Genomic DNA, 24101 nt, shown 5'->3' with positions numbered 1-24101 from the left:
CACCGCCCGGTCACGGGCGGAAGGTACCCCAGCTGTCGTCCTCGACCCGGGTGCGGTTGAAGTACGACACCCGGTCGGTGACGGCGTTCGGCAGCTTGTCGCCGACCTTGTCGGCGACGGCACCCGCCGCCTTCCCGGCCACCGCGCCGGCCTGTTGCTTGGCCTTGTCGGCCGCGCCCTGCACCTTGGGGTTCCGGGCCACCTGCCGGGTGGCCTTGGCGATCTGTTCGTACCGCTGGCGCCCGGCCCGCGAGCCCAGGATGTAGCCCGCCGCGAGTCCCACGGTCAACGACAGCTTCCACATGATCGGATTCCACCCTCTCCTGGCGGCCATTGCCGCAATGCTCTACCCGTTCAGCGGGGCGGCGAACCGTCCGCGCTCCCCAGCATCCCCGGGTGCCGCGCCGGGCGCGCGCGGGGCACGCCGGGCAGGGGGTCCGCCGGGGCGGCCGGGGAAAGCGATTGGCGGACCACCCCCCCGAGTGCGCTAATGTATGTCCCGCAGCGAGCGCCGAGGAGCCCGGGGAACCGGGGGCCGAAGCGGAAGCTCGATCCCCCATAGCTCAATTGGCAGAGCAGCCGACTGTTAATCGGCAGGTTATTGGTTCGAGTCCAATTGGGGGAGCTCAGGTGGCGGGCCTTCGGGTCGGCCGTCCTGGCCGTGGTGCGACTGTGGTCCACCGCGATCCCGCATAGCTCAATTGGCAGAGCAGCCGGCTGTTAACCGGCAGGTTTTTGGTTCGAGTCCAAATGCGGGAGCTTCACCGGGCCCGCCCGGTGAGTGCTCAGAGCGAAGGCCCCCCGGTCACCGGGGGGCCTTCGTGTTTCCCCGACCCGCCCCGACCCGCCCCGCCCCGACCCGCCCCGACCGGGCCGGATCGGGGCAGTCGGGGTCAGGCGGTGGCTTGCCGGTACAGCTCGGCGACCCGCTCGTCGAAGGTGACGCTGTACGAGGTGCCGGGCGTCTCGCCGCCCTCCTGGTAGCCGCCGATCACGCCGACCACCGCACCGGTCGTGGTGACCCAGGGGCTCCCGCTGGTGCCGTCGGTGTAGCCGCCGCAGTCGAAGCGCTCCTGGGTCGGACTCTGTGAGCGGGTATGTGCCGAACAGGTGATCGGTTCATCGCTTCCATTGGGATAACCGGTCACCGAGACGGCGAGGCCGAAGCCCTGGCCGGTGCCGAGCGGGTTGCCGCCGACCGCGTCCTCGATGTCCCGCCCGCCCGCCCCCCGCAGGGTGACGAAGGCCACGTCGTACTCGGGGTCGTCGTCGGAGGCCCAACGCGGATCCACGGTGATCGACTCGACCGGCCAACTCCCGTACGGCGAGTACCCGTTGCGATAGCCAGGGGTGAACACCAGGCCGTCCAGCAGGCCGATCCGGCGGCTCTGCACGCAGTGCGCGGCGGTCACCAGCAGATTGCGCCCGGGGCTCTGCACCACGCTCGCCGTACAGGCCCGCGGGCCCTGCGGGGTCCGCACCGAGAGGGTGCCGATCCGGTCGCCCACCGGGCTCCGCGGCGCCACCTCGGCGGTCGGCGCCCGGTCGCTCCCGCCGCAGGCGGCGCCGGCCAGCAGCAGGGCCGCCAGGGCGGCCGCCTGGGCCGCGCGCGCGGGCCGTACCGGGCGGGAGTCCATCGGGGCTCCGTCTCGTGCTCGGGGCGGGCCCTGCCGGTCCTGCGGTCCGCCGTTCGTGAGGAAGATCTACCAGGCCGGGCGCGGCGACGCCAGCCCGGCCCGGTCAGCCCGTGGCCCGGTCGTAGAGGGCCCGCACGCGGTCGCCGAAGTAGCAGCTGTACGAGGTGTCGGGGCTGTTGCCGCCCTCCTGGTAGCCGCCGATCACGCCGACCACGGTCCCGGTCCGGGTGTCCGGGTCGAAATCCGTCACCCAGGGGCTGCCGCTGGTGCCGCCGGTCCAGTCCGGGCAGTCGATCCGCAGCTGGGAGGGGCTCTGTTCGGAGGTGGTGTTGCTACAGGTGATCGGGACGTCGCTGGTGCCGGGGTAGCCGGTCACCTTCACCGGCAGCCGGTGGCCGCGGTCGACGCCCAGCCGGTTGGCGCCGAGCACCTGCTGCACCTGCAGGCCGCCCTGCGGCTGGACCACGGCGAAGGCGACGTCCACGTCCGGGTCGGCGCCGTCCTTCCAGGCCTGGTCGACGGTGACGGCCAGCAGGGGCCAGACGCCGCTCGGGGTCTCGCCGTCCCGGTAGCCGGGGACGAAGACCAGGTCGCCGCGCTGACCGAGCTTCGGGTCCCAGACGCAGTGCGCGGCGGTGACGATCAGGTTCAGCCCGGCGCTGTCGACCACGCTGGCGGTGCAGAAGTGGTCGCCGTCCGCGTTGCGCGTGAAGACGGCGCCGACCAGGCCGTTGAGCACGGTGGGCTTGGCGGTGCGGGTGACGCCGGTGTGCCGGGCGAGCGCGCCGCGCAGCCGCTCGCTGCTCCAGCCGTGGCTGTCCGCGGGGGCCGTGGCAGGGTGGGAGCTCACCGTCGGGGTGGCGCCGCCGGGGCCCGCCGCCGTGGTGCAGCCCGCCGCCGCCAGGACCGCCAGCGCGGCGCCGGCCGCCGCCAGCTCACGTACCGTCATCCGCCCAGGCTCCCGGGGCCGCCACGGGCCCGCCAGCGGGGCTGCTCCGGCCGGGGAGGCGTGAGTGGCCGGGCGCACCCATGTGCGCCCCCGGCGCGCACCACGGGTGATCGACCGGCTATGCTGCCCGGGACGGCCTTCCGGGGCCGTCTGCTGCTGCCGTGACCGGGTCACCGGCGCGCGCGGCGAACCGGGGCGGTAGCTCAGCCGGTTAGAGCAGGGGACTCATAATCCCTTGGTCGTGGGTTCGAGTCCCACCCGCCCCACCTTTCGCCCGGACGACCGGGCTTGACCAGGTGTGGTCATCTGCACGAACTCTAGTGACCGGCGACGGCGGCGACTGTACCGACAGGCCGGGAATCACCCGAATAGGGCCGCTTCGAAGCCACGTTGACGCCCACGGGCGGCCCATGGGCCGCCCGGGGGCGTTCCGCTGTCGGCCGTGGCGGCCCCTCCGCCGTCAGCCGAGCCGGGCCGGCTCCACGACCAGGTCGCCGTCGCCGTCCTTGCGGAGCACGGAGACGGCCAGCTCCGGGTGCTTGCCCCCGGCGGTCAGGACCCGGAGGTCGGCGAGCAGCTGGGAGGAGTCGTCGACGAAGAACCTCAGCGGCTCCGGGGAGGTGGCCGCGAAGTCCAGCACGTCCTGGGCGCTGCGGCGGTGCAGCGCCCACTCCCAGGCCCGCCAGGAGCGGCCCTGGTCACGGTTGAGCACGCCGAGCCAGAGGTTGTCCTCGGCCGATCCCCAGTCCTCCACCGTCTCGCCCCAGGCGCGGCTCCCGGCGAGGGAGACCGCCACCCGGCCGTCCCCGGCGCCGCTCGCCTCGATCACGGCGACCCGCTCGGCCACGCCGGGGCGGGCCGCCTCGCCGCGCAGCAGGTCCCGGCCGGCGCTGCCCGCCCAGCCGGTCCGCCCGCCGTCCGGCTGGGCGTTGCTGACGACGGTGAAGGTCAGGCAGCCCGCCACGGCCGCCACGGCCGCGCCCGAGCGGAGCCGGGCGGCGCCCGTTCCGCCCGTCGTACCGGGGTGCTGCCCGGCCAGCGCCCGGCGGCCGAGCATCGGCAGCAGCGCGGCGGCGAAGCAGATCAGCCCGACCACCAGCAGTTGGTGGAGCATCTTCTCGTAGAAGTAGGACGTCACGCCGACGGTGGCCAGCTGGTACTCCATCACGCCGAAGCAGAGCAGCGAGACCGCGGTGAGCGAGAGCAGGGCCACCCGGCGCGGCCGGTTGGCGCGCGCGCCGCGCGTCAGCAGGGCGGCGAACGCGGCCACCACGAGCGGCAGCAGGAGGTGCCGGCTGACCGGGCCGATGCCGCCGGGCAGCGTCAGGACGTCCGCGGAGCCGGCCGACTGGTGGTTGACGTACGGCGGGAACAGCGCGAGCGCGCCGCCGAGCAGGGCGACCGGCAGCACGGTCGCCCAGTGCCGGAGCCAGCCGCGCCGGTTCACCACGGCCCAGGCGAGCACCGTGGCGGCGGCCGCCGGGAGCAGCAGGTAGTGGCCGAAGGAGACGCCGACCGTCAGCGCGGCCAGCACGGCGACCTGCTCGCGGGTGCGGTCGAGCGGGCGGATCGCCAGGCCGACCAGGATCGCGAGCAGACCGAGGGCGAAGAGCTCGCTCAGGAAGCCGCGGCCGTGCAGACGGGGCAGCTCGGCGACGATCAGGTAGGCGGTGGCCGGGACGGCGAGCGCCAGCCCCCGCCAGCCGCGCAGCGCGGGCCCGGCGGCGCGGCGCACCGCCCACAGGACGGCTGCCGCCAGCGCGGCCGTGACCAGGGTGAAGAGTGTGACGAACAGCGACGCCTGGGCGAGCGGCGCCCCCCGCTCGGTGCCCCCGTGCAGGAAGCTGGTCACCACCGCCAGCGTCAGGTGGCTGCCCTGCGGGTAGGTGCCGAGGCCCAGCGTCACGGTGTCGAACGCCGCGTCCCGCTGCAGGGAGGCGAGACCGCCCAGGCGCAGGATGGTGTCGTAGAGGGCCGCGTGGCGGCCGAGGTCCTCGGCCTCCAGGACGGTACCGAGGCGGCCGACGGCGTCCCGCCGCAGCAGTGGGTAGAAGAGGAACACGGCGGCCGCCGCGGCGCCGAGGAGCACCGGGCGGTCGCGGACCGGGACGACGCGGCGCAGCCGGGCGCGCAGCGGCTGCGGGCCGGTGGGCGCTTCCGGAGGGCGGACCAGCCGGAGCGCGGCCAGCGGGAGGGCGGTGGCCTCCGCCAGTGCCACCGGGTGCAGGCCCCAGGGCCAGTAGCCGGCCAGCAGGCCGAGCGCGCAGGTCCAGCCGATCAGCACGGCGCCGGAGATCATCAGCCGGTCGAAGGCGGAGGCCCGGGAGCGGATCAGCGACGCGGCGGCGAACCAGACGAGTGTGAAGGTCACGAGGTCGGCCGAGGCCAGGTGGAGGACCGGCGGGAGCCCGAGGAGGGCGGCGGCGAACCAGAGCTGCCGGGAGTCCGGGCGGCGGCGGTCCCGCGGAACGCGGAACCGTCCACCCCCGGCGGAACCCTGTCCCGTCGTCACCGGATCCTCCACAGATCTGACGGGCGTCGCGATCGACATCTATCCCCCATGGACATGATGAAAAGTTGAGAATATTGAGCAGTAAGTATGAATATCCGTGCCAGCACTAGTGTGAGCCATGGTGCGTGTGCTCAGCGCACCGGGGAGGCCCGGGCGAGCGACCCCCGCGCCCCGGCCGGACCGCTGTCCCGTCCGGCCCGCGGCCGCAGGGGCGTCGCCGTCGGCTCCGTATCCTGGCCCGATGCTCGAACCCGCACTGCTGCCGACCCCGCTGACGGACTGCACCGACGAGGCGTTGGCGCGGGCCGGGGTGGAGCTCCGGCTCAAGCGCGACGACCTGCTGCACCCCACGGTGCCCGGCAACAAGTGGCGCAAGCTCGCACCCAACCTGGCGGCCGCCGTGGAGCAGGGGCACACCCGGCTGCTGACCTTCGGCGGCGCCTACTCGACCCATCTGCGGGCGGTGGCGGTGGCGGCCGGCGCACTCGGGCTGGAGAGCGTCGGGCTGGTGCGGGGCGAGGAACTGGCCGGCGCCCCGCGCAACTGGTCGCTGCGGGCGGCCGAGGCGGCGGGCATGCGGCTGGAGTTCCTGCCGCGGTCGGCCTACCGGGAGACGGCCGGCCGATGGGCGGCCGACACCGGGGTCGAGGCCGCTCTGCGCCGGCGCTGGGGCCCGTGCCTGGTCCTGCCGGAGGGCGGCTCCAACGCCTTGGCGGCGATCGGCGCGGCGGCCGTCCCGGCGGAGCTGCCCGACCTCGGCGCACGGGACGTGGTCTGCTGCCCGGTCGGCACCGGCGGCACCCTCGCCGGGATCGCGGCCGGACTGCCGCCCGGCGCGCGGGCGCTCGGCGTGGCGGTGCTGCGCGGCGGCGCCGGCTACCTGGAGGGCGAGGTCGCCCGGCTGCACCGGGCCGCGTACGGCCGCGAGTTCGACAACTGGCGGATCGACCACGACCACCACGGCGGCGGCTACGGCAAGGTGCCGGCCGCGCTCGCCGCCTTCGCCGAGGACTTCGAGCGGCGCCACGGGATCGCGCTGGAGCACCGCTACGTCGCCAAGCTGCTCGCCGCCCTGACGGAGCTGGCCGCCGCCGGTGCCTTCCCGGCCGGCACCCGGCTGACCGCGGTGGTCACCGGCCTGCCCGACCCGCAGCAGGGCCGGCCCTCGCCGACCTGACGGGCCCGGGACGCCCGCTGGTGCGACCACGCGTCCCCGGCCTTCCGGCGGGAGGTGTCGCCATCGCACGGATCTCCTCCGCCCGCGCCGCGCGGACCCCGACGCCGCCGCTCCCTAGCCGAAGGTCAGGTTGGCGCAGGGGTCGGTGTCGGCCCCGCGGGCGTTCTCGGCGATGCCGGTGGGGACGCCGGTCGGGGTGCCGGTGGCGGCGGCGCCCGGTGCGGCCGTCCGGTCGGCCGCCGGCCCGGCCGGGGCACCCGGGGCACCCGCGACACCGGGGGTGCCCGGGACGGGCCCGGTGGCCGCGGCGGGGTGGTAGTCGCGGCCGAGCGTGATGACGATGCCCCCGGCGCCCGGCTCCTCGACGGACCGGGCCTGCGGGAAGACCAGCGCCAGCTGGTCGGCGGCGGTCCTGAAGGCCGGGTCGTACGCGATCTCGGTGCGCAGCCGGCTGCCGCCGGTGGCGTCCAGGGTGATGTTCTGGAAGCCCTTGGTGCGGACCGCCTCGGCGCCCTTCCCGGCCAGCCCCGGGGTGCCGACCCCGTTGACCACGGTGATCGGTACGGCCGACTGCTCGGGCGAGAGCGCGGTGGGCGAGGCGTCCGGGGCGGCGGAGGGGGAGGGCGGGGCGGCGGCCGGGTCGGCCGCCTGGCCGGTGCTCTGCCCGTCCAGGGTGCGGTCCTCGCGCAGCAGCTTCCAGAGGGTGTCCACGTCGGGGTGGACCAGCGCGACCCGTTCGCCGGAGAAGCGCCAGGGGGTGGTGACGAAGGTGATGTCGGAGAGCTTGATGCCCTGCAGCGACTGGGCGAAGTCCACCAGCTTCATCGCGGTGCCCAGGCCCTCGTCCACGGTGAGCGAGCGGGTGGCGGCGTCGGCCAGCGGGAGCAGGGTCGGCAGCGAGAAGCCGAGTCCCTGGATCTTGCTGATCATCGCGGAGAGGAAGGCCTGCTGGCGCTTCATCCGCCCGATGTCGGAGTTGTCGCCGAAGCCGTACCGCGCCCGCAGGTAGTCGACCGCGGGCTGCCCGGAGAGCTTCTGCAGCCCCTTCCTGAGCTTGATGTTGTGCGAGTTCACGTCGTTCGGGACGCAGACGTCCACGCCGTTGATCGCCTCGGTCATCGCGGCGACGCCCTTGAAGTCGACCACGATGGTGTGGTCCACCCGCAGGCCGGTGAGCGCCTCGACCGTGTTCTGCGTGCAGGCGGGGTTCCCCTGGGGGAACTCGCCTATGGTGAACGCCGAGTTGAACATCTGGTTGGTCCGGGGCTCGGTCCACCGGCCGCTGGGCAGCTTGCAGGCCGGGATGGTCACCAGCGCGTCGCGGGGGATCGAGACGCCGACGGCGTGCTTGTGGTCCGCGTAGACGTGCAGCAGGATCGCGGTGTCCGAGTGGCCGACGCCCTCCTCGCCGCCGCCGAGGTCGGCGTTGCCGTCGGTGCGGGTGTCCGAGCCGAGCACCAGGACGTTGACCGGGACGGACGCGCCCGGGGTGACCGGGACGGGGGCCGGCGGCCGCTCGGTCGCGACGCCGCCCGCGTCGAAGGTGGTGATGTTGCTGTCCAGCCGGTGGTAGAACCACGCCCCGGCCCCCGCCACCGACAGCACGAGAACGGCGGCGAGGCCCACGGCGGTCTTCACGATGCGCCGCCGGCGCGAGCTGCTGCTCATCCCCCGGGCCCCCCGTCTCCTGATGTCGTCCCCGCACGCACCGGCCCATGGGCAGGCCCGTGCGAATCTCGAACGTTAGACGTTTCGGGGGAGGGTTCGGTTACAGCCGACGGGCGGCCAATTCGGCCGGATCGGCCCCGGGGCCTGTGATGCTTCTCACCCGGCCGCTTCTCACGCGCCGGGGCCGGAGGCTCCCGCCAGCATCCGGCGGAGCAGGTCGCGCAGCGCCGTCCGCTCGTCCGGGCCGAGCGCGGCCAGCGGTTCGCGGGCGAAGTTCAGCGACTCGCGCAGCTCTTCGGACGCGGCGGAGCCGGTCTCGGTGGCGGCGACGAGCTTGACCCGGCGGTCCTGCCGGTCGGCCTCCCTGGTCACGAAGCCGCGCGACTCCAGGCGGTCGACGATGCCGGTGATGTTGGAGGGCTCGCAGCTGAGCGTCTGGGCGATGTGGCGCATCGGCATCGGTCCGCGCCGCAGCAGGGCGAGGACCTTGGCCTGGGCGCCGGTGAGCGAGCGGGCGGCGGCGGCCTCCTCGTACTCGCGGTGGAAGAGCGCGACCAGATTGGCCATCAGGTCGACGACCTCACGGGTGATCTCGTCGGGCTGCGGCGTGGCGGCCCCGGTCGGCTGGGTGTCCATGGGTGACAGTCTACCTGAACAGTTGACAACCTGAACCTTTCATGTCCATCGTTACTTCAGTCGCTCAACCTTTCAGGTCGCGCGGCATCACCGGGGGACCACCCAGACACCTCAAGGAGCACCACCGATGGCAACGCAGGAAGCGCCCGCCACCGCCCGCGAATGGCACCTCGCCGCCCGCCCGCAGGGCTGGCCGGTCCCGACGGACTTCGCCCTGGTCGAGGCACCGGTCCGGACCCCGGGCCCCGGCGAGATCCTGGTGCGCAACGCCTACCTCTCGGTCGACCCCTACATGCGCGGCCGGATGAACGACGTGAAGTCCTACGCCCCGCCGTTCCGGCTCGGCGCGCCGATGGACGGCGGCGCGGTCGGCTACGTGGTCGCCTCCGCGGCCGAGGGCTTCGCCCCGGGCGACGCCGTGCTGCACGGCCTGGGCTGGCGCGAGTACGCCACCCTGCCCGCCGAGCAGGCGGTGAAGGTCGACCCGGCCGCCGCACCGCTCTCCACCTACCTCGGCGTCCTCGGCATGACCGGTCTGACCGCCTACGCGGGCCTGCTCGCGGTCGGCGGCCTCAAGGAGGGCGACCGGGTCTTCGTCTCCGGCGCGGCCGGCGCGGTGGGCTCGATCGTCGGCCAGATCGCCCGGCTCAAGGGCGCCTCGCTGGTGGTCGGCTCGGCCGGCTCGGCGGAGAAGGTCGCCCGGCTGGTCGAGGACTTCGGCTTCGACGCCGCGTTCAACTACAAGGACGGCCCGGTTCACGAGCAGCTCGCCAAGGCCGCCCCGGAGGGCATCGACCTCTACTTCGACAACGTCGGCGGCGACCACCTGGAGGCCGCGATCGGCGCGCTCGGCGTGCACGGCCGCGCGGTGCTCTGCGGCGCGATCGCCCAGTACAACGACACCACCGCCCCGGCGGGCCCGCGCAACCTGGCGCAGGCGATCGGCAAGCGGCTGCGCCTGGAGGGCATGCTGGTGCGCGACCACGCGGCCCTCCAGCCGCAGTTCGTCGCCGAGGTCGGCGGCTGGCTGCGGGAGGGGAAGCTGCGCGAGGAGCAGACCGTGGTGGACGGCTTCGAGAACACCGCGGAGGCCTTCCTGGACCTGCTGCGCGGCGCCAACACCGGCAAGATGGTGGTCCGCCTGAACGGCTGACGCCGGATCGGCCCGTCGACCGCCCCGCCGCCCTCCCCGGGCGCGGGGCGGTTTGCGTACCGGGCGCAGGGAAGCGGGCCGCACTACCGCATTCCGGCCCGATCCGAAAGTGCGTCAGTCATGGTGCGGGACGGCGCGGTACGGTGGTCCCGCCTGACGATGGGGCCGTTCGGGGGAGAGATCCCACCGAGGGGTGGACCTCCTTGGGGATTCGATTAGCATTGAGCGAAAGCCTGTCCGTTTTGCTCAATTTAGTGGCTTAATGTCGGCTAACGTGGGTAACTGTGGATCAACTACAGGCGCGAACGCGAGGCAGCTGGGGAAGGCGACCCTCGTCCACAGCCTGGAGGTCCCGGTGACGACACGTGGAGTCCTGTACGTCCACTCCGCGCCCCGCGCGCTGTGCCCGCACGTCGAGTGGGCCGTCGCGGGGGTGCTCGGTGTGCGGGTGAGTCTGGACTGGATCCGCCAGCCGGCCGCGCCCGGGCACTGGCGGGCCGAGCTCTCCTGGCAGGGAGAGACCGGTACGGCCTCGAAGCTCGCCTCCGCGCTGCGCGGCTGGCAGTTGATGCGGTACGAAGTCACCAGCGAGCCCTGCGCCACGGCGGAGGGCGAGCGGTACAGCAGCACACCCGCGCTCGGCATCTTCCACGCCGTCACGGGCATCCACGGCGACATCCTGATCCCCGAGGACCGGCTCCGCGCCGTCCTGCTGCGGGCCCGCAGCGAGGGGGCCGACCTGGAGGCGGAGATCGCCCGGCTGCTCGGCAAGCCCTGGGACGACGAACTGGAGCCCTTCCGCTACGCCGGCGAGGGCGCCCCGGTGCGCTGGCTGCACCAGGTGGTCTGAGGCAGGTGCTCTGAGCCAGATGGTCCGAGCCAGGTGGTCCGGGCCGGAGCCGTCCGGCCCGGACCATGACGAAGGGGCCGGCGCTCGTCACGAGCGCCGGCCCCTTCGTCATGGGCGTCGGAGCGGGCCTCAGACGGTGCGGAAGGCCAGCACCACGTTGTGGCCGCCGAAGCCGAACGAGTTGTTCAGCGCGGCGATCCGGCCCTCGGGCAGCTTGCGCGGCTCGTCCCGGACGATGTCCGCGTCCACGTCGTCGTCCAGCTCGCCGACGTTGATGGTCGGCGGGGCGATCCGGTTGTACAGGGCCAGTACGGTGGCGACGGTCTCGATGCCGCCGGCGCCGCCCAGCAGGTGGCCGGTCATCGACTTGGTCGCCGAGACGGCGATGTGGTCGAGGTGCTCGCCGAGCTCCTTGCGCAGCGCCTTCAGCTCGGCCGTGTCGCCCTGCGGGGTCGAGGTGGCGTGCGCGTTGACGTGCACGATCTCGGCCTTGTCGAGCGGGTTGCGCTCGAACAGGTCGGCCAGCGCACGGGCCACACCGGCACCGGTGGGCTCGGGCTGGGCGATGTGGTGGGCGTCCGAGGAGAGGCCCTGACCCACCGCCTCGCAGTAGATCCGGGCGCCGCGGGCCTCGGCGTGCTCGACCGACTCCAGCACGACCACGCCCGCGCCCTCGCCGAGCACGAAGCCGTCGCGGCCCTTGTCGTACGGGCGGGAGGCGCCCTCGGGGTCGTCGTTGTTCTTGGACATCGCCATCATGTTGGCGAACGCGGCGATCGGCAGCGGGTGGATCGCGGCCTCGGTACCACCGGCCACCACGACGTCGGCGCGGCCGCTGCGGATCATCTCGATCGCGTAGCCGATCGCCTCGGCGCCGGAGGCGCAGGCGGAGACGGGGGTGTGCACACCGGCCCGGGCGCCGACCTCCAGGCCGACGTTGGCCGCCGGGGAGTTCGGCATCAGCATCGGCACGGTGTGCGGGGAGACCTTGCGGGCGCCCTTGTCCTTCAGCACGTCGTACTGGTCGAGCAGGGTGGTGACACCGCCGATGCCCGAGGCGATCACGGCGCCCAGGCGCTCCGGCGCGAGCTTGGAGGACTCGTCGGTGGCCGGCGTCTCGTAGCCGGCGTCGGCCCACGCCTCGCGGGCCGCGATCAGCGCGAACTGCGCCGAGCGGTCCAGCCGGCGGGCCAGCGGACGGGGGAGGACCTCGCCCGGCTCGACCGCGGTGCGCGCGGCGATCCGGACGGGCAGCTCGGTGGCCCACTCCTCGGTCAGGGCAGCCACTCCGGAGCGCCCGGCGACCAGGTTCTCCCAGGTGGTGGCGGCGTCGCCGCCCAGCGGCGTGAAGGCGCCGATACCCGTGACGACCACGGTACGGTTTTCAGCGGTCACTGGATCTTCTTCTCTCACGTTTGTGCGGGGGGCGGCGGCGAGCCGTGGATGGCCCGGCCGGGCGCCCGGTGGGGCGTCCCGGCCGGCGTGTCGGCCGCCTGCTGGAGGCGGCCGACGTCAGGCGTCGAACGAGTCGAACGCTCAGGCGTTGGCGAGGATGTAGTCCACCGCGTCGCCGACGGTCTTCAGGTTCTTGACCTCGTCGTCCGGGATCTTCACGTCGAAGCGCTCCTCGGCGGCCACGACGACCTCGACCATGGAGAGCGAGTCGACGTCCAGGTCATCGGTGAAGGACTTGTCGACCTCGACGTCCTCGGTCGGGATGCCGGCGATCTCGTTGACGATCTCAGCGAGACCTTCCAGGACCTCGTCCTTGGTAGCCATACTGGCTGCTCCTCTTCGGTGTTGAATGCGCCGCCCGGCGGACGGACGCAGGCTTGTGGATGGGTTGGGGCGAAAGTTGCCTAGGGGAGCGTAACGACTGCTGCCGCGTAGACCAGACCCGCCCCGAACCCGATGATCAGCGCGAGGTCCCCGCTGCGGGCCTCACCGCTTTCCAGCATGCGTTCCATCGCCAGCGGGATGGAGGCCGCGGAGGTGTTGCCGGTCTCGGTGATGTCGCGTGCGACGGGCACCGATTCGGGCAGCTTCAGCGCCTTGATCATGGCATCGGTGATGCGCATGTTGGCCTGGTGGGGGATGAACGCGCCCAGCTGGTCGGTGGTGATCCCGGCGGCGTCGAGCGCCTGCTGGGCCACCTTGGCCATCTCCCAGACCGCCCAGCGGAAGACCGACTGGCCCTCCATGCGCAGGGCCGGCCACTTGATCTCCTCGCCGGCGCCGTTGACGGCGTCCTCCTTGGCGAAGGCGGTGTCCCAGGCCTGGGTCTGCGAGATGACGTCCTTCTGGGAGCCGTCCGAGCCCCAGATGACCTTGCCGATACCGGGCGTGTCGGACGGGCCGACGATCGCGGCACCGGCGCCGTCACCGAAGATGAAGGCGGTCGAGCGGTCCGACTGGTCGGTCAGGTCGCTGAGCCGCTCCACGCCGATCACCAGTACGTACCCGGCGCTGCCGCCGCGGATCATGCCGTCGGCCAGGCCCAGGCCGTAGCCGAAGCCGGCGCAGGCGGCCGAGATGTCGAAGGCCGGGGCGGTGCCGCAGCCCAGCCGCTCGGCGATCTCGGTGGCGATCGCGGGGGTCTGCTTGAGGTGCGAGACGGTGGCGACGATCACGCCGCCGATCTGCTCCGGGCTGATCCCGGCCTGCGCGATGGCCTTGCCGGCGGCCTGCACCGACATCTCGGCGACGGTCTCCTCCGGGCCGGCCCAGCGCCGCTCGGCGATCCCGCTGCGGGTGCGGATCCACTCGTCCGAGGAGTCGATCCAGTTCAGGACCTCGGAGTTGGGGATCACCCGGACCGGGCGGTAGCCGCCGACGCCGTGGATGCGCGAGTAGCGGGCACCGGTGACGGGCTTGATCTGGGGCTGGCTCATGCCTTGTTCTCCTGATCCTGACCGCCGTGCTCCGCGACGAGGTCACGGGCCTTGTCCAGATCGGCGGGGGTCTTGAGGGCAAGCGTCGCCACACCCTTGAGGTTGCGCTTGACCAGTCCGGTGAGGGTACCCGCAGGCGCGAGCTCGATGACCGCGGTCGCGCCCAGCCGCTGCAGGGTCTCCATGCAGAGGTCCCAGCGGACCGGGTTGGAGACCTGCGAGACCAGCCGGTCCAGCACCTCGGTGCCGTCCGTCACGACCTCGCCGTCCCGGTTGGACACGTAGGTGACCTCCGGGTTCGCGACCGTCAGGGTCGGGGCGAGCTTCGCCAGCCGCTCGACACCGGGCGCCATGTGCTCGGTGTGGAACGCGCCGGCGACCTTGAGCCCGATCAGCCGGGAGACCGGCGGCGGGTCGGCCTTCAGGGCCTCCAGCTGGGCCAGCGTGCCGGCCGCGACGATCTGGCCCCCGCCGTTGTTGTTGGCCGGGGTCAGGCCGTGCTCCGCCAGCTTGGCGGCGACGACCTCGGGGTCGCCGCCGAGCACGGCGAGCATGCCGGTCTCGGTGGCGGCGGCGGCCTCGGCCATCGCCAGACTGCGTTCGCGGACGAAGGTCAGCGCGTCGTGGGCGGACAGCACCCCGGCGCCGGCGGCGGCGGTGATCTCACCGACGCTGTGACCGGCCACGGCACCGACCAGCGCACGGGCGCGGTCCTCGTCCGGGAACAGCGCGCGGGCGGTCACCAGACCGGCCGCGACCAGCAGCGGCTGGGCGACGGCGGTGTCCTTGATCTCCTCGGCGGACGCCTCTGTGCCGGCGTGCACCAGGTCGAGCCCGGCGACCTCCGACCAGCCGCGCAGGCGGTCGGCGACGCCGTCGAGCTCCAGCCAGGGGCTGAGGAAACCGGGGGACTGGGCACCCTGTCCAGGGGCGACGATTACGAGCACGGTTCAACCCTCTCTCGCCAGGCGCCCGGGGGCGGGTAGGCGACGGTAACGAAGAAAAGCATCCGGGATTGTCAGTTCCCTACATCGGGGTCAACTCTGCTCCCCGGCTGCGGCGAGTCGGCCCAGCGCCAGTGCGATACGCAGCGTGAAGGCCGAACGTACGTCGGAGGGAGCGTAGCCCGTGACGTCTGTCACACGTCGGAGCCGGTAGCGCACCGTGTTGGGGTGAACGAAGAGCATCCGGGCGGCTCCCTCCAGGGAGGAGGCCTGCTCCAGGTAGACACTCAAGGTCTCCAGCAGTGCCGAACCGGCCTCGTCGAGCGGTGTGTAGATCTCCTCCACCAGCTGACGGCGCGCCGCCTGGTCGCCGGCGAGCGCCCGTTCGGGCAGCAGGTCGTCGGCCAGGGCCGGGCGCGGGGCGTCGGGCCAGGCGGCGCAGGCCCGCAGGCCGGCCGCGGCGGCGTGCGCCGAGCGGGTCGCCGACAGCAGGTCGGGCACGGTCGGACCGACCACCACCGGCCCCGGCGCGAACTGGCCGATCAGCGCCCGGGCCGCGTGCACCGGCTCCTTCTCGCCACCGACCACCACCACCAGGCGCTTGCCCAGCACCCCGGTCAGGACGTGCAGCTTGGCGTAGCGGGCGGCCCGGCGGATCGCCTCGACCACCAGCTCGCTGTCGCCGTCCGGCGCGCTGCCCATGACCACCCGGACCTGGCTCGGCTGGCCCCAGCCGAGCGCGGCGGCCCGCGACAGCACGCCCTCGTCCGCGTCGCCGGACAGCAGCGAGTTGACGACCAGCGCCTCCAGCCGGGCGTCCCAGGCCCCGCGAGCCTCGGCGGCCTGGGCGTACACCTGGGCGGTCGCGAAGGCGATCTCCCGGGCGTAGACCAGGACGGACTCGCGCATGTCCGCCTCGTCGCCGGGCGAGGCCACCTCCTCGATGGCCTCCTCCATCACCTCGATGGTGGTGCGGATCAGCTCGACGGTCTGGCGCAGCGTGATCGCCCGGGTCAGCTCGCGCGGCGCGGTGCCGAAGACGTCGGTGGAGATCGCCTGCGGGGCGTCGGGGTGGCGGTACCACTCGGTGAAGGCGGCGATGCCGGCCTGGGCGACCAGGCCGATCCAGGAGCGGTGCTCCGGGGGCATCCGCCGGTACCAGCCGAGCTGGTCGTCCATCCGCGCGATCGCGGCGGTGGCCAGCTTGCCCGAGGACTTCTCCAGCCGCTTCAGCGTCGCGACCCGCCGTTCGGCCCGGTCGGCCGCGAGTCTGCGCTCCTGCGCGGTCAGGCGTGGCGCCGCCCGCCCGGGCCGGTCCCGCCCGGAGCCGGGCGTCGGGCTCTTCCCGTTCTTGTCGGGCTTGGCGGTCGGATCGTTCTTGGAGTTCGCGGAGGCGGCTGGCACAAGGACAAGACTGCCTCACCGGAGTGACTGCTCGTGCACAGCCCCCGGCGGAGCGGCACGACGGCGGGCGTCGCGCGCCGGCCCCGCCCCGGCCACCGGGCCCGCCGGGGAGCGCCGCCGCCGGGGCCGCGGTGCCCGCGAACCGGCCGCGGACCACGCTACGGTGAAGCCCGTGACCGACGCCCCCGCCCGCCCCCGCGCCGACCTGCGCCGCACCGCCGAGCGCTACCGCTCCACCCCGGCCGAGGGCATCGAGACCAGACACGCGTTCTCCTTCTCGGGCCACTACGACCCGAAGAACACGCACTTCGGCGCGCTGCTCGCCTGCAACGAGGAACTGCTCGCCCCCGGGGCGGGGTTCGAGGAGCACAAGCACCGGGACACCGAGATCCTCACCTGGGTCCTGGAGGGCGCGCTGGCCCACCGGGACTCCCGGGGCCACAGCGGGGTGGTCCGCCCCGGGATGCTCCAGTACCTCGGCGCGGGCTCCGGCGTCAGCCACACCGAGCGCAACGTCGGCGGCGCCGACGGGCCGGTCCGCTTCGTCCAGATGTGGCTCCAGCCGGACGTCTTCGACGCGCCGCCGGCGTACGGGCTGCGCCGGGTGGAACCGGCGGACGGCGGGTTGACGCTGCTCGCCTCCGGGCTGGCGCGGGACGCCGGGACGGACGCCCTGCGGCTGCGCCGCCGCGACGCCGCGCTCTGGCTGGTGACCGCCGACCCCTGGCAGCCGCTGCCCGCGCTCCCGCCCGCCGCCTGGCGGTACGCCCATCTGACGGCCGGCTCGCTGGGCTTCAGGACGGTACCCGGACCGCAGGGCGGCGGCCGCTCGATGGTGCCCGGCGACAGCGTGCGGATCACCGGCGAGGCCTTCGCCGACCCGACGGCGGGCCAGGACGGCGCCGTCCTGCTGCTCTGGGAGATGCACTCGCCGGTCTCGTACGGCTGAGGGCGGCCCGGTCGGCGCGCCGCCGACCGGGCCCGCCGGGCTCAGCCGCGCAGCTCGGCCAGCACCGCGTCGCCGAGCGCCGGCCAGACCTCGGCGGCCCACGGCCCGAAGTCCCGGTCGGTGAGCGCGACGCAGGCCACGCCGGCTTCCGGGTCCACCCAGAGGAAGGTGCCGGACTGGCCGAAGTGGCCGAAGGTGGCGGGGGAGTTGGCGGTGCCCGTCCAGTGCGGCGCCTTGCCGTCCCGGATCTCGAAGCCGAGGCCCCAGTCGTTCGGCCGGCGGTGGCCGAAGCCGGGCAGCACGCCGCTCGTCCCGGGGAAGGCGACCTCGCGGGTGGCCGCGCGCAGGGTGGACGGGTCCAGCAGCTTGGGCGACTGCAGCTCGGCCGCGAACAGCGAGAGGTCCGCCACCGTGGAGAGGCCGCCGGCGCCGGCCGGGGACTTGTGCGCGGTGTTGATCAGCGTGGAGTGCATCCCGAGCGGTTCGAACACGGCCTCGGCGGCGTAGCGGCCGAACTCGATGCCCGAGGCCTCCTGGAGGGTCCGCGCCAGGACGTCGAACCCGGCGTTGGAGTAGAGCCGGCGGTTGCCCGGCGCGGCCATCACCCGGTGCTCGTCGAAGGCCAGCCCGGAGGTGTGCGCCAGCAGGTGGCGGACGGTCGAGCCGGCCGGCCCGGCCGGGTCGTCCAGCTCGAAGACGCCCTCCTCGACCGCGACCAGCACCGCGTACGAGGTGAGCAGCTTGGTCACCGACGCGAGCGGGAACAGGTGCTGCCGCGGGCCGTGCCCGCCCAGGACCGCGCCGTCCGCGCCCCGCACCACCGCCGCCGCGGCGTTGGGCACCGGCCAGGTCTCGATCATCCGCAAGCTCTCCATGGCGCCGACTCTAACGGGCGGCCGACGGCGGGTGCCGGGTCACCCGGGTGGCAGGCTTGCCTGGAGTGCACTCCAACTCACTAGCGTCGTCGTCATCGTTCACCACTGGGGGTACCGATCATGGCCACACTCGCACCGGTCGCCGTCGACCTGCGGACCTGCTCCGAGGTGTTCAGCACACCGGTCGGCGAGCCGAACCGGACTCCTCGGCACACGATCAGCGAGGTGGCGGCGGCCAGCGGACTGACCGCCCACACCCTGCGCTGGTACGAGCGGATCGGCCTGCTCGACCCGGTCGACCGCTCCGCCTCCGGCCAGCGCCGCTACTGCGACGCCGACCTGCACCGGCTGGCCTTCCTCGGCCGGCTCCGGCTGACCGGCATGACGGTCGCCGACATGCTCCGGTACGTGGAGCTGGCCCGCCGCGGCGAGCGGACCCTGGAGGACCGGCGCGGGCTGCTGCTCGCCCACCGCGAGGAGGTCCGGCAGCGGATCGCCGACCTGCACGCCACCCTCGCCGTCATCGACTACAAGATCGACCTGTACGCCGGAATGATCGCCGACCGCGGCGCCCCCGAGGACGCCCCGGACCCGGCGGACGGCCCGCGGGGGAGGAAGCGGAGCGCCTGATCCGCCCCTGCCCGCACCGGCCGCGAACCGCCCGCCCGGTGCGGGGGTTCAGACCGCGCGGCCCGTCCAGGCGGCCAGCCGGGTGTAGGTGTCGGCGCCGTCCGGCACGGGCTGCACGGCGGCGAACGGCACCGGGCCGCCGCGGTACTCGGGTGACAGCACGGCCTCGGCGACCGCCAGCGCGGTCAGCGCCAACCGCTCGTCCAGGGCGAGCCGGCTGCCGAGCGCTCGGGCGATGTCCCAGGAGTGCGTGACCGTCTCCATCACGTAGCCGCCCAGCGCGGCCCGGCCGGGCACCTCGCCCCAGGGGGCGACGGCGGGGCGGTCCAGCTTCGCGTCGTCCGCCCAGGCGGCGACGGCCCGGGCGCGGGCCCGGTCGAGGGCGGCCGGCCAGGCGTCGTCGGCCAGCTCGCCGGTGGCCGCCACGACGTCCTCCGCCCGGCCGCCCTCGCCGATGTAGGCGAGCCGGTGCACGCCGCCGACCACGTGGCTGAGCAGCTGTCGCAGGTCGTACTCGGGGCACGGGGTGGGGCGGTCCAGCGCCTCCGGGGTCACCTCGGCGATCAGCTTCTCCAGCTGGCCGAGCGCGAGCAGGTACTGCGGGCGGGGGTCCTGGGTGGTGTCCATCGGTGATCGGCTCCGTCGAGTGGAAGGGGTTTCGGCTCTCGGGAGGCAATCTCCCGGTAAAACCTGACAACCGCCGTCAGGGTTTCTGGAACCCTCGTGCCATGAAGGCCGACCGCCTGCTCTCGATCCTGCTGTTGCTCCAGACCCGCGGCCTGGTGTCCGCCACCGAACTGGCCGAGCGCCTGGAGGTGTCGGTCCGCACCATCTACCGCGACGTCGAGGCGCTCTCGTCGGCCGGCGTCCCGGTGTACACCGAGCGGGGCCGGCACGGCGGGATCGCCCTGCTGCCCGGGTACCGCACCGACGTCAGCGGCCTGACCGCCGACGAGGCCCGGGCGCTGTTCGTGCTCTCCGCCCAGGGCGCGCACAGCGATCTCGGGCTGGACGGCGCGCTCGGCTCCGCGCTGCGCAAGGTGATGGCCGCGCTGCCCGCCCCGCACCGCCCGGCCGCCGAGCGGATCAGCGAGCGGATCCTGGTGGACCCGGCCCGCTGGCTCCAGGCCGGCGCACCCGCCGGGCCCGACCTCGGCGAGCTGCAGTACGCCGTCTTCGCCGACCGCCGGCTGCGGCTGCGCTACCGGCACAGCGGCGCGCCGGCCCCGGCCGAGTACACCGTCGACCCCTACGGCCTGGTGAGCAAGGCCGCCGTCTGGTACCTGGTGGCCGATCTGCGCGGTGAGCCCCGGCTGTTCCGGGCCGACCGGGTGCTGGCGGCCGAGGCCACCGAGGAGCCGGTGCGCCGGCGCCCGGGGCTGGGGCTCGGCGAGGTGTGGGCGGTGCTGCGCGAGCAGGTGGAGCGGCTGCCGAAGGAGGTGCTGGTGAAGGTCCGGGTGCGGCGCGGGCGGCTGGACCTGTTCGTCCGGATCCACGGCAGCCGGCTCACCGCGCCGCCGCCGGAGTCGGGCGCGGGCGCCCCGGACGAGTGGGTCGAGCTGGCGATGGGCTTCCCGGCGCTGCCGGCCGTCCGCGCGCTGCTCTCCTTCGGGCCGGACGCCGAGGTGCTCGCGCCGCCGGCCGCCCGGCGGGAGCTGGCCCGGGCCGCCGTCGAGGCGGTCCGGCTCTACCAGGAGTGACCGGGGTGGGGCCGAGCGGCCGTCAGGCCTCGGGAGCGGGCCGGACCACGTCCTCGTAGTGGCCGAGCGAGATGGCCGCGAAGTTGTGCAGGCTGTCGGTGCCCTCGGTGAAGTAGCCGTTGTGGCCGGAGGAGCGGGCCGAGGAGATCTGCTCGGCGCCGAACTCGGCCGAGGTCGGGTCGGCGCCGTGGCCGAGCCCGCCGACCTCCAGGTACGGCACGTTGCCGATCCAGTCGCTGCCGTTGCGGGTGGCCCAGACGTGTACGCCGGCGCCCAGTTCGGAGGTGCTCTGCACGCCCATGCCCGGGCTGCCGAACACCATCAGGTCGGTGATCCCGGAGGTGTCGGACGGCGAGGCGGCCGCCCGGGGGATCTCGGGGGCGGCGGTGCCGCAGACCACCGAGCCGTAGGAGTGGCAGAGCAGCGACGGCGGCGCGTCGGGCCGGGTGGTCTCCTTGAGGCCGGCGAGCAGCCGCTCCAGCCGGGGCGCGCCGACGTCGGCGAGCCGGGAGGTGACGGCGTCCGGGCCGAGGCCGGAGGGCGTGACGTAGCCGGTCCAGGCGATCACCGCGGTCCGGGTGCCGGGCGACTGCCGCCGCTCCTCGGCGTACAGCGCGCGGGCCATCCCGGCGGGGGAGCGCAGCGGGTCGGCGGCCTGGTCGAAGTGGCCGAGGTCGGCGTCGGAGCCGGGCACGAGGACGGAGATCCGGTCGGCGTCGGTGAGGTCCCCCCAGACCTCGCTGACCAGGCCGCGGCCGCGCGGGTCGAAGGCGAGCACCTGGCGCTCGGGGGCGAGCAGGTGCTCGACGTCGTTGGCGCGGGAGACGGCGAGCGCGCGCAGGTCGGAGTCGAGGGTCCGGTCGGCGGCGCGGGCCCGGGCGCGGTCCCGCTCGGCGGTGAGGGCGATCCGGTTGGCGCGGTAGCGCAGCTCGACCGGGGCGCCGTCGAAGTTGCCGACGACCAGCGGGTAGTCCTGGATCAGCCGGTCCAGCTCGGTGGGCGCCAGCGAGGCGAAGAAGTCGGCGGCGGCGGCCGGCGTGGTGAGGGCCGGATCGGGCAGGGTGCGGTCGAAGGAGTGGTCCTCGACCCAGGCGGCGCTGCCGGCCGGGGGAGTGGAGATCGCCAACTGCTCGGTGGACGCGGCGGCCTGGGCCGCGGCGGCGCCGGCGTCGGCCAGCACGGCGCATCCGGCGAAGGCACCGATCAGTACACGCTTCCACCGCCGACGGCGCATCGCGTCAACTCCCTAGGGGCCCGTGACCGTTCTGCGGGCGGGGCCCGGAGGTGGTACGACTGCCAACTTCCCTGGGTAAGCGTAGGGGGCGTGGCGCGGTGTCGGGCCCGCTCAAACTGTGGGATGGATCACATGAACCGGCGGTGTCCTTTCGGCGTCACCGGTCCTGCGCCGCGTCGAACTCCCTGACCATGCGCTTGGGAGCGGTGCGGCGCCAGGCCTCGGTGAGCAGCTCGCGCAGCTCCTCCGGGTCGACCAGGTCGAGCCGGACACCGACCCAGCCGTGCCGCCCGACGTACGGGGGGTAGGAGAACACCTCGGGCGCGGCGGCGAGCAGCTCGCTCTGGTCCTCCGGGGAGGCCTTGACGCTGACGCCGGTGCCGTCCGGCGAGCCCATCGCGAAGATCTTCGTGCGGACCCGCAGGGTCTCGATCTCCCAGGTCGGCTGCTGCACGGCCTCCGGCAGGGCGAGCGCCATCGCGCGGAACTCATCGAACGTCACCATGGCGGCAGCGTAGGGCAGTGGACCGACACCGCGCCCCCGGCACGCGTCACGGGCGGGGGCGCGGTGACCGGCTCAGACCAGGGAGGTCCAGCCGTCGCACGAGCGGTCGTCGGCGATCTTGCGGTCCGGGTGGCCGCTGCCGTCGGCCACCGAGATCTTGCGGTAGTTCTCGCCGTGGAACACCCAGTACTCGCTGCGGCCGCCGACCCGCTGGACGTCGGGCACCGGCAGGAAGCAGTCCACCTCGGTGATGCCGTCCAGCGAACTCCACCGCGAGAGTTCACGGTCGGTGCGCTCGCAGACGTCGGTGTGCGCGGCGCCGTCCGCCACCGAGATCAGCCGGTACCGCTGGCGGCCGCCGGTGGTGTGGAACGCCCAGTACCAGCTCTTGCCGCCGACCCGCTGCTGGTCGGGCACCGGGAGGAAGCAGTCCATCCGCTCGACGCCGACGAGCGAGTTCCAGGCCGAGAGGCCGCGGTCCGGGCGCTCCAGGGCGTCGGTGTGCGTCCCGCCGCCGCAGGTGATCGAGACGGACCGGTACTGCTGCCGGCCGCCGGTGGTGTGGAACACCCAGTACCAGCTCTTGCCGGCCGGGTTCTGCAGATCGGCCATCGGCAGGACGCAGTCGATCCGCTCGACCCCCCGCAGGCAGGGCCAGGTGGTCAGCGCGGCGTCGCGCTCGACCGGGTGGTCGGTGTGCGCGGCGCCGTCCTCGACCGCGATCCGGCGGCACTGCGGGCCGTGGAACGCCCAGAACTGGCTCCGGCCGCCCTTGCGCCACTGGTCCGGGACGGCGACGAAGTCGTCGCACGGGTAGCCCCTGTCCTGCCGCGAGGAGGTCTGGCCGCCCTGCCGGCCCTGCGACTGCCCGGTGAGTCGCCCCTCGGCGAGCGCCTTGAGGGTGCTGATGGACGGCGCGAAGGCGTACACCGAGCCCTGGGTCTGCACGAACTGCTGGAAGTGCAGCGGGGTGTGCTTGATCGCGCCGTCCGGGCCGCGGCTCTCGAAGTCGACGTCGTCGGCCTCGGTGATCACCGGGTCCTTGCCGGGGACGGGGTTGCGGCCGGGCGGGAAGTCCGGCTGGTCGATCCAGTCGGCCTGGATGAACTCGAACTGCCGGGCGATGTCGGCCTGGTAGCAGACGAAGAGCAGGCCGCGCGGGTCGTCGGGCCCGCCGGGGCCCTCGGAGGCCGGGTCGAACGGGAACCCGTAGGGCGCGCCGCGCCGCATGATCCGCCGGCCGTCGAGCTCCTTGGCGTCGAACGGCGGCCGGCTCGGGTCGGGGGCCTGCAGCCCGGCCCGCGGGCTGGACTTGCGCAGGTGCGAGAAGAGCGGGGTGACCAGGCCCTCCAGGTCGTCCCGGAAGTCGAAGTCGTTGTCCGAGGACGCCTTCGGGTCGTTCGGGACGTCGCGGTCCTGGTGCTTGCAGACCGGCGCCCCGGAGCGCCAGCGGCCGACCAGCCGGGCGGCCAGCCACTCGGCGGTGGCGGTGTCCGGGACGGCCTTGGCCTGCTTGAGCTCCTTCAGCTTGACCGAGACCTGCGACCACCAGCCGGGGACGTCCTGGGAGAGCCGGCGGACGACCTGGAAGGAGCCGTCGCGGGCCCACGCGGGGAAGTCGGTGAAGCTGCCGGGGGCGGGCTGCTCGCCGACGACGAACTCGCCGGCCGGAATGATCCGGGTGCCCGGGTGGCCCTCGACCTCCTCCTCGTTCGCCGGGTTCGGCGGGTCGAAGAAGCGGACGCCGGGCTCGCTGATGCCGTCCTTGAAGCCGAAGTGCTCCTTGCCGCGGCGGCTGCCGAGCAGGGTCTTGGCGTTCTGCTGGAAGATGGTGACGATCTTCGCCTCGGCGGCCGCCTCGCGCTGGGCGGTGACGGTGGCGGCGAGGTCCTGCTCGGTGTCCGAGGCGATCGTCAGCACGGCGTGCACCTGCTGGTTCCTGCCGTTGCCGAAGAGCCAGTTCTCCGGGGAGTTGTCGCCGGTGTCACCGAGCGCGCCGGCCCGCTTGGCCGAGCCCTCCTTGAACGCCTCCAGGCCGCTGCCGACCGGCGGGGCCTGTTCGAACGGGTCGGTGGCGGAGAGCTGGCGCATGCCCTCGTAGGTGAGGCTGAGGCCCAGCCAGGTGGCCTTGAGGGTCTTGGGGTCGTCGCCGCCCGAGCTCTTGCGGGCCTCGCTGAACGCCGCGTTGAACTCGGCGACCTGCCGGGTGGTGGCGATCTGCGGGGCGACCGCGCGCAGCCAGTCGCGGGCCCTGGCGGCGTCCTCGAACTTCAGGAACAGCAGGGTGACGTTGTCCTTCTTGAAGCCGGCGACGATGTCGCCCTGGATCTCCTCGCTCCGGCGCAGTCTCAGATCCGTTGCCATGGGGTTCCTCCGTGGGGTGGGTG

The 24101-nt window shown here is 73.9% G+C and carries 22 protein-coding genes and 3 tRNA genes; 9 read left to right on the top strand and 16 right to left on the bottom strand.

The genetic code is table 11. The features are described from left to right. Positions 1-10 precede the first annotated feature (10 nt). Positions 11-334, bottom strand: a complete 324-nt coding sequence (locus tag OG618_RS12850; RefSeq protein WP_329487516.1) for a hypothetical protein — start codon at positions 332-334, stop codon at positions 11-13. 218 nt (positions 335-552) lie between these two features. On the opposite strand from OG618_RS12850, the gene OG618_RS12845 reads away from it, so the two are divergent. After that, positions 553-625: transfer RNA gene (locus OG618_RS12845), tRNA-Asn, on the top strand. A gap of 61 nt (positions 626-686) precedes the next feature. Beyond that, positions 687-759: transfer RNA gene (locus OG618_RS12840), tRNA-Asn, on the top strand. A gap of 134 nt (positions 760-893) precedes the next feature. Here the strand turns inward: OG618_RS12840 and OG618_RS12835 are convergent. Further along, entirely contained in the window at positions 894-1637 is a 744-nt protein-coding gene (locus tag OG618_RS12835; protein ID WP_329487515.1) for a trypsin-like serine peptidase, read from the bottom strand. Positions 1638-1740: 103 nt separating this feature from the next. Next, positions 1741-2586 (bottom strand): trypsin-like serine peptidase, encoded by an 846-nt coding sequence (locus OG618_RS12830; RefSeq protein WP_329487514.1) that lies wholly within the window; start codon positions 2584-2586, stop codon positions 1741-1743. A gap of 192 nt (positions 2587-2778) precedes the next feature. On the opposite strand from OG618_RS12830, the gene OG618_RS12825 reads away from it, so the two are divergent. Continuing rightward, positions 2779-2852 (top strand) — tRNA-Ile (locus tag OG618_RS12825). 194 nt (positions 2853-3046) lie between these two features. On the opposite strand, the gene OG618_RS12820 is transcribed toward OG618_RS12825, so the two are convergent. Then, positions 3047-5098: a hypothetical protein gene (locus OG618_RS12820; protein WP_329487512.1), complete on the bottom strand. Its 2052-nt coding sequence runs from the start codon at positions 5096-5098 to the stop codon at positions 3047-3049. Positions 5099-5339: 241 nt separating this feature from the next. Between OG618_RS12820 and OG618_RS12815 the strand changes: the two genes are divergently transcribed. Continuing rightward, positions 5340-6275, top strand: a complete 936-nt coding sequence (locus OG618_RS12815; RefSeq protein WP_329487510.1) for a 1-aminocyclopropane-1-carboxylate deaminase/D-cysteine desulfhydrase — start codon at positions 5340-5342, stop codon at positions 6273-6275. 114 nt (positions 6276-6389) lie between these two features. Here the strand turns inward: OG618_RS12815 and OG618_RS12810 are convergent, their stop codons facing one another. Continuing rightward, positions 6390-7943, bottom strand: coding sequence for an LCP family protein (locus OG618_RS12810; protein ID WP_329487508.1), 1554 nt, complete (start codon positions 7941-7943; stop codon positions 6390-6392). A 171-nt stretch (positions 7944-8114) separates the two neighbouring features. Next, on the bottom strand, positions 8115-8579 hold the full coding sequence (locus OG618_RS12805) for a MarR family winged helix-turn-helix transcriptional regulator (protein WP_329487507.1): 465 nt from the start codon (positions 8577-8579) through the stop codon (positions 8115-8117). Positions 8580-8706: 127 nt separating this feature from the next. Here OG618_RS12805 and OG618_RS12800 point away from each other — a divergent pair, with 127 nt between their 5' ends. Then, positions 8707-9732 (top strand): NADP-dependent oxidoreductase, encoded by a 1026-nt coding sequence (locus tag OG618_RS12800; protein ID WP_329487506.1) that lies wholly within the window; start codon positions 8707-8709, stop codon positions 9730-9732. Positions 9733-10087: 355 nt separating this feature from the next. Continuing rightward, complete coding sequence (locus tag OG618_RS12795) at positions 10088-10582, top strand: DUF3145 domain-containing protein (protein ID WP_329487504.1); 495 nt, start codon at positions 10088-10090, stop codon at positions 10580-10582. A gap of 129 nt (positions 10583-10711) precedes the next feature. Here OG618_RS12795 and fabF read toward each other — a convergent pair whose 3' ends face one another. The 5 genes from fabF to OG618_RS12770 form a co-directional block, all read right to left on the bottom strand. Beyond that, positions 10712-11977 carry a beta-ketoacyl-ACP synthase II gene (gene fabF / locus OG618_RS12790; protein WP_329487502.1) on the bottom strand — a complete coding sequence of 422 codons (1266 nt, stop codon included), beginning with the start codon at positions 11975-11977 and terminating at the stop codon, positions 10712-10714. Between the two features lie 141 nt (positions 11978-12118). Beyond that, positions 12119-12361, bottom strand: a complete 243-nt coding sequence (locus OG618_RS12785; protein WP_329487501.1) for an acyl carrier protein — start codon at positions 12359-12361, stop codon at positions 12119-12121. Between the two features lie 80 nt (positions 12362-12441). After that, positions 12442-13473 carry a beta-ketoacyl-ACP synthase III gene (locus OG618_RS12780; RefSeq protein WP_329487499.1) on the bottom strand — a complete coding sequence of 344 codons (1032 nt, stop codon included), beginning with the start codon at positions 13471-13473 and terminating at the stop codon, positions 12442-12444. Beyond that, positions 13470-14420 carry an ACP S-malonyltransferase gene (locus OG618_RS12775; protein ID WP_329487498.1) on the bottom strand — a complete coding sequence of 317 codons (951 nt, stop codon included), beginning with the start codon at positions 14418-14420 and terminating at the stop codon, positions 13470-13472. The genes OG618_RS12780 and OG618_RS12775 overlap by 4 nt, the downstream gene beginning before the upstream one ends. A 90-nt stretch (positions 14421-14510) precedes the next feature. Then, positions 14511-15707 carry a PucR family transcriptional regulator gene (locus tag OG618_RS12770; RefSeq protein ID WP_329492090.1) on the bottom strand — a complete coding sequence of 399 codons (1197 nt, stop codon included), beginning with the start codon at positions 15705-15707 and terminating at the stop codon, positions 14511-14513. 286 nt (positions 15708-15993) lie between these two features. Here OG618_RS12770 and OG618_RS12765 point away from each other — a divergent pair, with 286 nt between their 5' ends. After that, positions 15994-16770, top strand: coding sequence for a pirin family protein (locus OG618_RS12765; protein WP_329487497.1), 777 nt, complete (start codon positions 15994-15996; stop codon positions 16768-16770). Positions 16771-16811: 41 nt separating this feature from the next. Here the strand turns inward: OG618_RS12765 and OG618_RS12760 are convergent, their stop codons facing one another. After that, complete coding sequence (locus tag OG618_RS12760) at positions 16812-17645, bottom strand: serine hydrolase domain-containing protein (protein ID WP_329487495.1); 834 nt, start codon at positions 17643-17645, stop codon at positions 16812-16814. Positions 17646-17765: 120 nt separating this feature from the next. Here OG618_RS12760 and OG618_RS12755 point away from each other — a divergent pair, with 120 nt between their 5' ends. After that, on the top strand, positions 17766-18275 hold the full coding sequence (locus OG618_RS12755) for a MerR family transcriptional regulator (RefSeq protein ID WP_329487494.1): 510 nt from the start codon (positions 17766-17768) through the stop codon (positions 18273-18275). Positions 18276-18323: 48 nt separating this feature from the next. On the opposite strand, the gene OG618_RS12750 is transcribed toward OG618_RS12755, so the two are convergent. Beyond that, complete coding sequence (locus OG618_RS12750) at positions 18324-18902, bottom strand: TIGR03086 family metal-binding protein (RefSeq protein ID WP_329487492.1); 579 nt, start codon at positions 18900-18902, stop codon at positions 18324-18326. 101 nt (positions 18903-19003) lie between these two features. On the opposite strand from OG618_RS12750, the gene OG618_RS12745 reads away from it, so the two are divergent. Next, positions 19004-19975: a helix-turn-helix transcriptional regulator gene (locus OG618_RS12745; RefSeq protein ID WP_329487491.1), complete on the top strand. Its 972-nt coding sequence runs from the start codon at positions 19004-19006 to the stop codon at positions 19973-19975. A gap of 22 nt (positions 19976-19997) precedes the next feature. On the opposite strand, the gene OG618_RS12740 is transcribed toward OG618_RS12745, so the two are convergent. From OG618_RS12740 to OG618_RS12730, 3 genes are all read right to left on the bottom strand, one after another. Next, positions 19998-21209: an alpha/beta hydrolase gene (locus OG618_RS12740; protein WP_329487490.1), complete on the bottom strand. Its 1212-nt coding sequence runs from the start codon at positions 21207-21209 to the stop codon at positions 19998-20000. Between the two features lie 157 nt (positions 21210-21366). After that, entirely contained in the window at positions 21367-21714 is a 348-nt protein-coding gene (locus OG618_RS12735) for an MmcQ/YjbR family DNA-binding protein (RefSeq protein WP_329487489.1), read from the bottom strand. A 72-nt stretch (positions 21715-21786) separates the two neighbouring features. Beyond that, positions 21787-24078 (bottom strand): Dyp-type peroxidase, encoded by a 2292-nt coding sequence (locus tag OG618_RS12730; RefSeq protein WP_329487486.1) that lies wholly within the window; start codon positions 24076-24078, stop codon positions 21787-21789. Between the last annotated feature and the right edge of the window lie 23 nt (positions 24079-24101).

It is taken from the genome of Kitasatospora sp. NBC_01246 (genome assembly GCF_036226505.1).
Taxonomy (GTDB): Bacteria; Actinomycetota; Actinomycetes; order Streptomycetales; family Streptomycetaceae; genus Kitasatospora.
The sequence above is the reverse complement of the archived record's forward strand: the minus strand, read 5'-3'. Positions and strand labels throughout refer to the sequence as shown.

Bases quoted from the DNA above. Each gene is read 5' to 3' on its own strand.
- OG618_RS12805 (WP_329487507.1), bottom strand. From the start codon at position 8,579: ATGGACACCCAGCCGACCGGGGCCGCCACGCCGCAGCCCGACGAGATC.
- OG618_RS12735 (WP_329487489.1), bottom strand. From the start codon at position 21,714: ATGGTGACGTTCGATGAGTTCCGCGCGATGGCGCTCGCCCTGCCGGAG.
- OG618_RS12755 (WP_329487494.1), top strand. From the start codon at position 17,766: ATGGCCACACTCGCACCGGTCGCCGTCGACCTGCGGACCTGCTCCGAG.
- OG618_RS12815 (WP_329487510.1), top strand. From the start codon at position 5,340: ATGCTCGAACCCGCACTGCTGCCGACCCCGCTGACGGACTGCACCGAC.
- OG618_RS12745 (WP_329487491.1), top strand. From the start codon at position 19,004: ATGAAGGCCGACCGCCTGCTCTCGATCCTGCTGTTGCTCCAGACCCGC.
- OG618_RS12785 (WP_329487501.1), bottom strand. From the start codon at position 12,361: ATGGCTACCAAGGACGAGGTCCTGGAAGGTCTCGCTGAGATCGTCAAC.
- OG618_RS12810 (WP_329487508.1), bottom strand. From the start codon at position 7,943: ATGAGCAGCAGCTCGCGCCGGCGGCGCATCGTGAAGACCGCCGTGGGC.
- OG618_RS12835 (WP_329487515.1), bottom strand. From the start codon at position 1,637: ATGGACTCCCGCCCGGTACGGCCCGCGCGCGCGGCCCAGGCGGCCGCC.
- OG618_RS12740 (WP_329487490.1), bottom strand. From the start codon at position 21,209: ATGCGCCGTCGGCGGTGGAAGCGTGTACTGATCGGTGCCTTCGCCGGA.
- OG618_RS12750 (WP_329487492.1), bottom strand. From the start codon at position 18,902: ATGGACACCACCCAGGACCCCCGCCCGCAGTACCTGCTCGCGCTCGGC.
- OG618_RS12800 (WP_329487506.1), top strand. From the start codon at position 8,707: ATGGCAACGCAGGAAGCGCCCGCCACCGCCCGCGAATGGCACCTCGCC.
- OG618_RS12760 (WP_329487495.1), bottom strand. From the start codon at position 17,645: ATGGAGAGCTTGCGGATGATCGAGACCTGGCCGGTGCCCAACGCCGCG.
- OG618_RS12850 (WP_329487516.1), bottom strand. From the start codon at position 334: ATGGCCGCCAGGAGAGGGTGGAATCCGATCATGTGGAAGCTGTCGTTG.
- OG618_RS12780 (WP_329487499.1), bottom strand. From the start codon at position 13,473: ATGAGCCAGCCCCAGATCAAGCCCGTCACCGGTGCCCGCTACTCGCGC.
- OG618_RS12830 (WP_329487514.1), bottom strand. From the start codon at position 2,586: ATGACGGTACGTGAGCTGGCGGCGGCCGGCGCCGCGCTGGCGGTCCTG.
- OG618_RS12730 (WP_329487486.1), bottom strand. From the start codon at position 24,078: ATGGCAACGGATCTGAGACTGCGCCGGAGCGAGGAGATCCAGGGCGAC.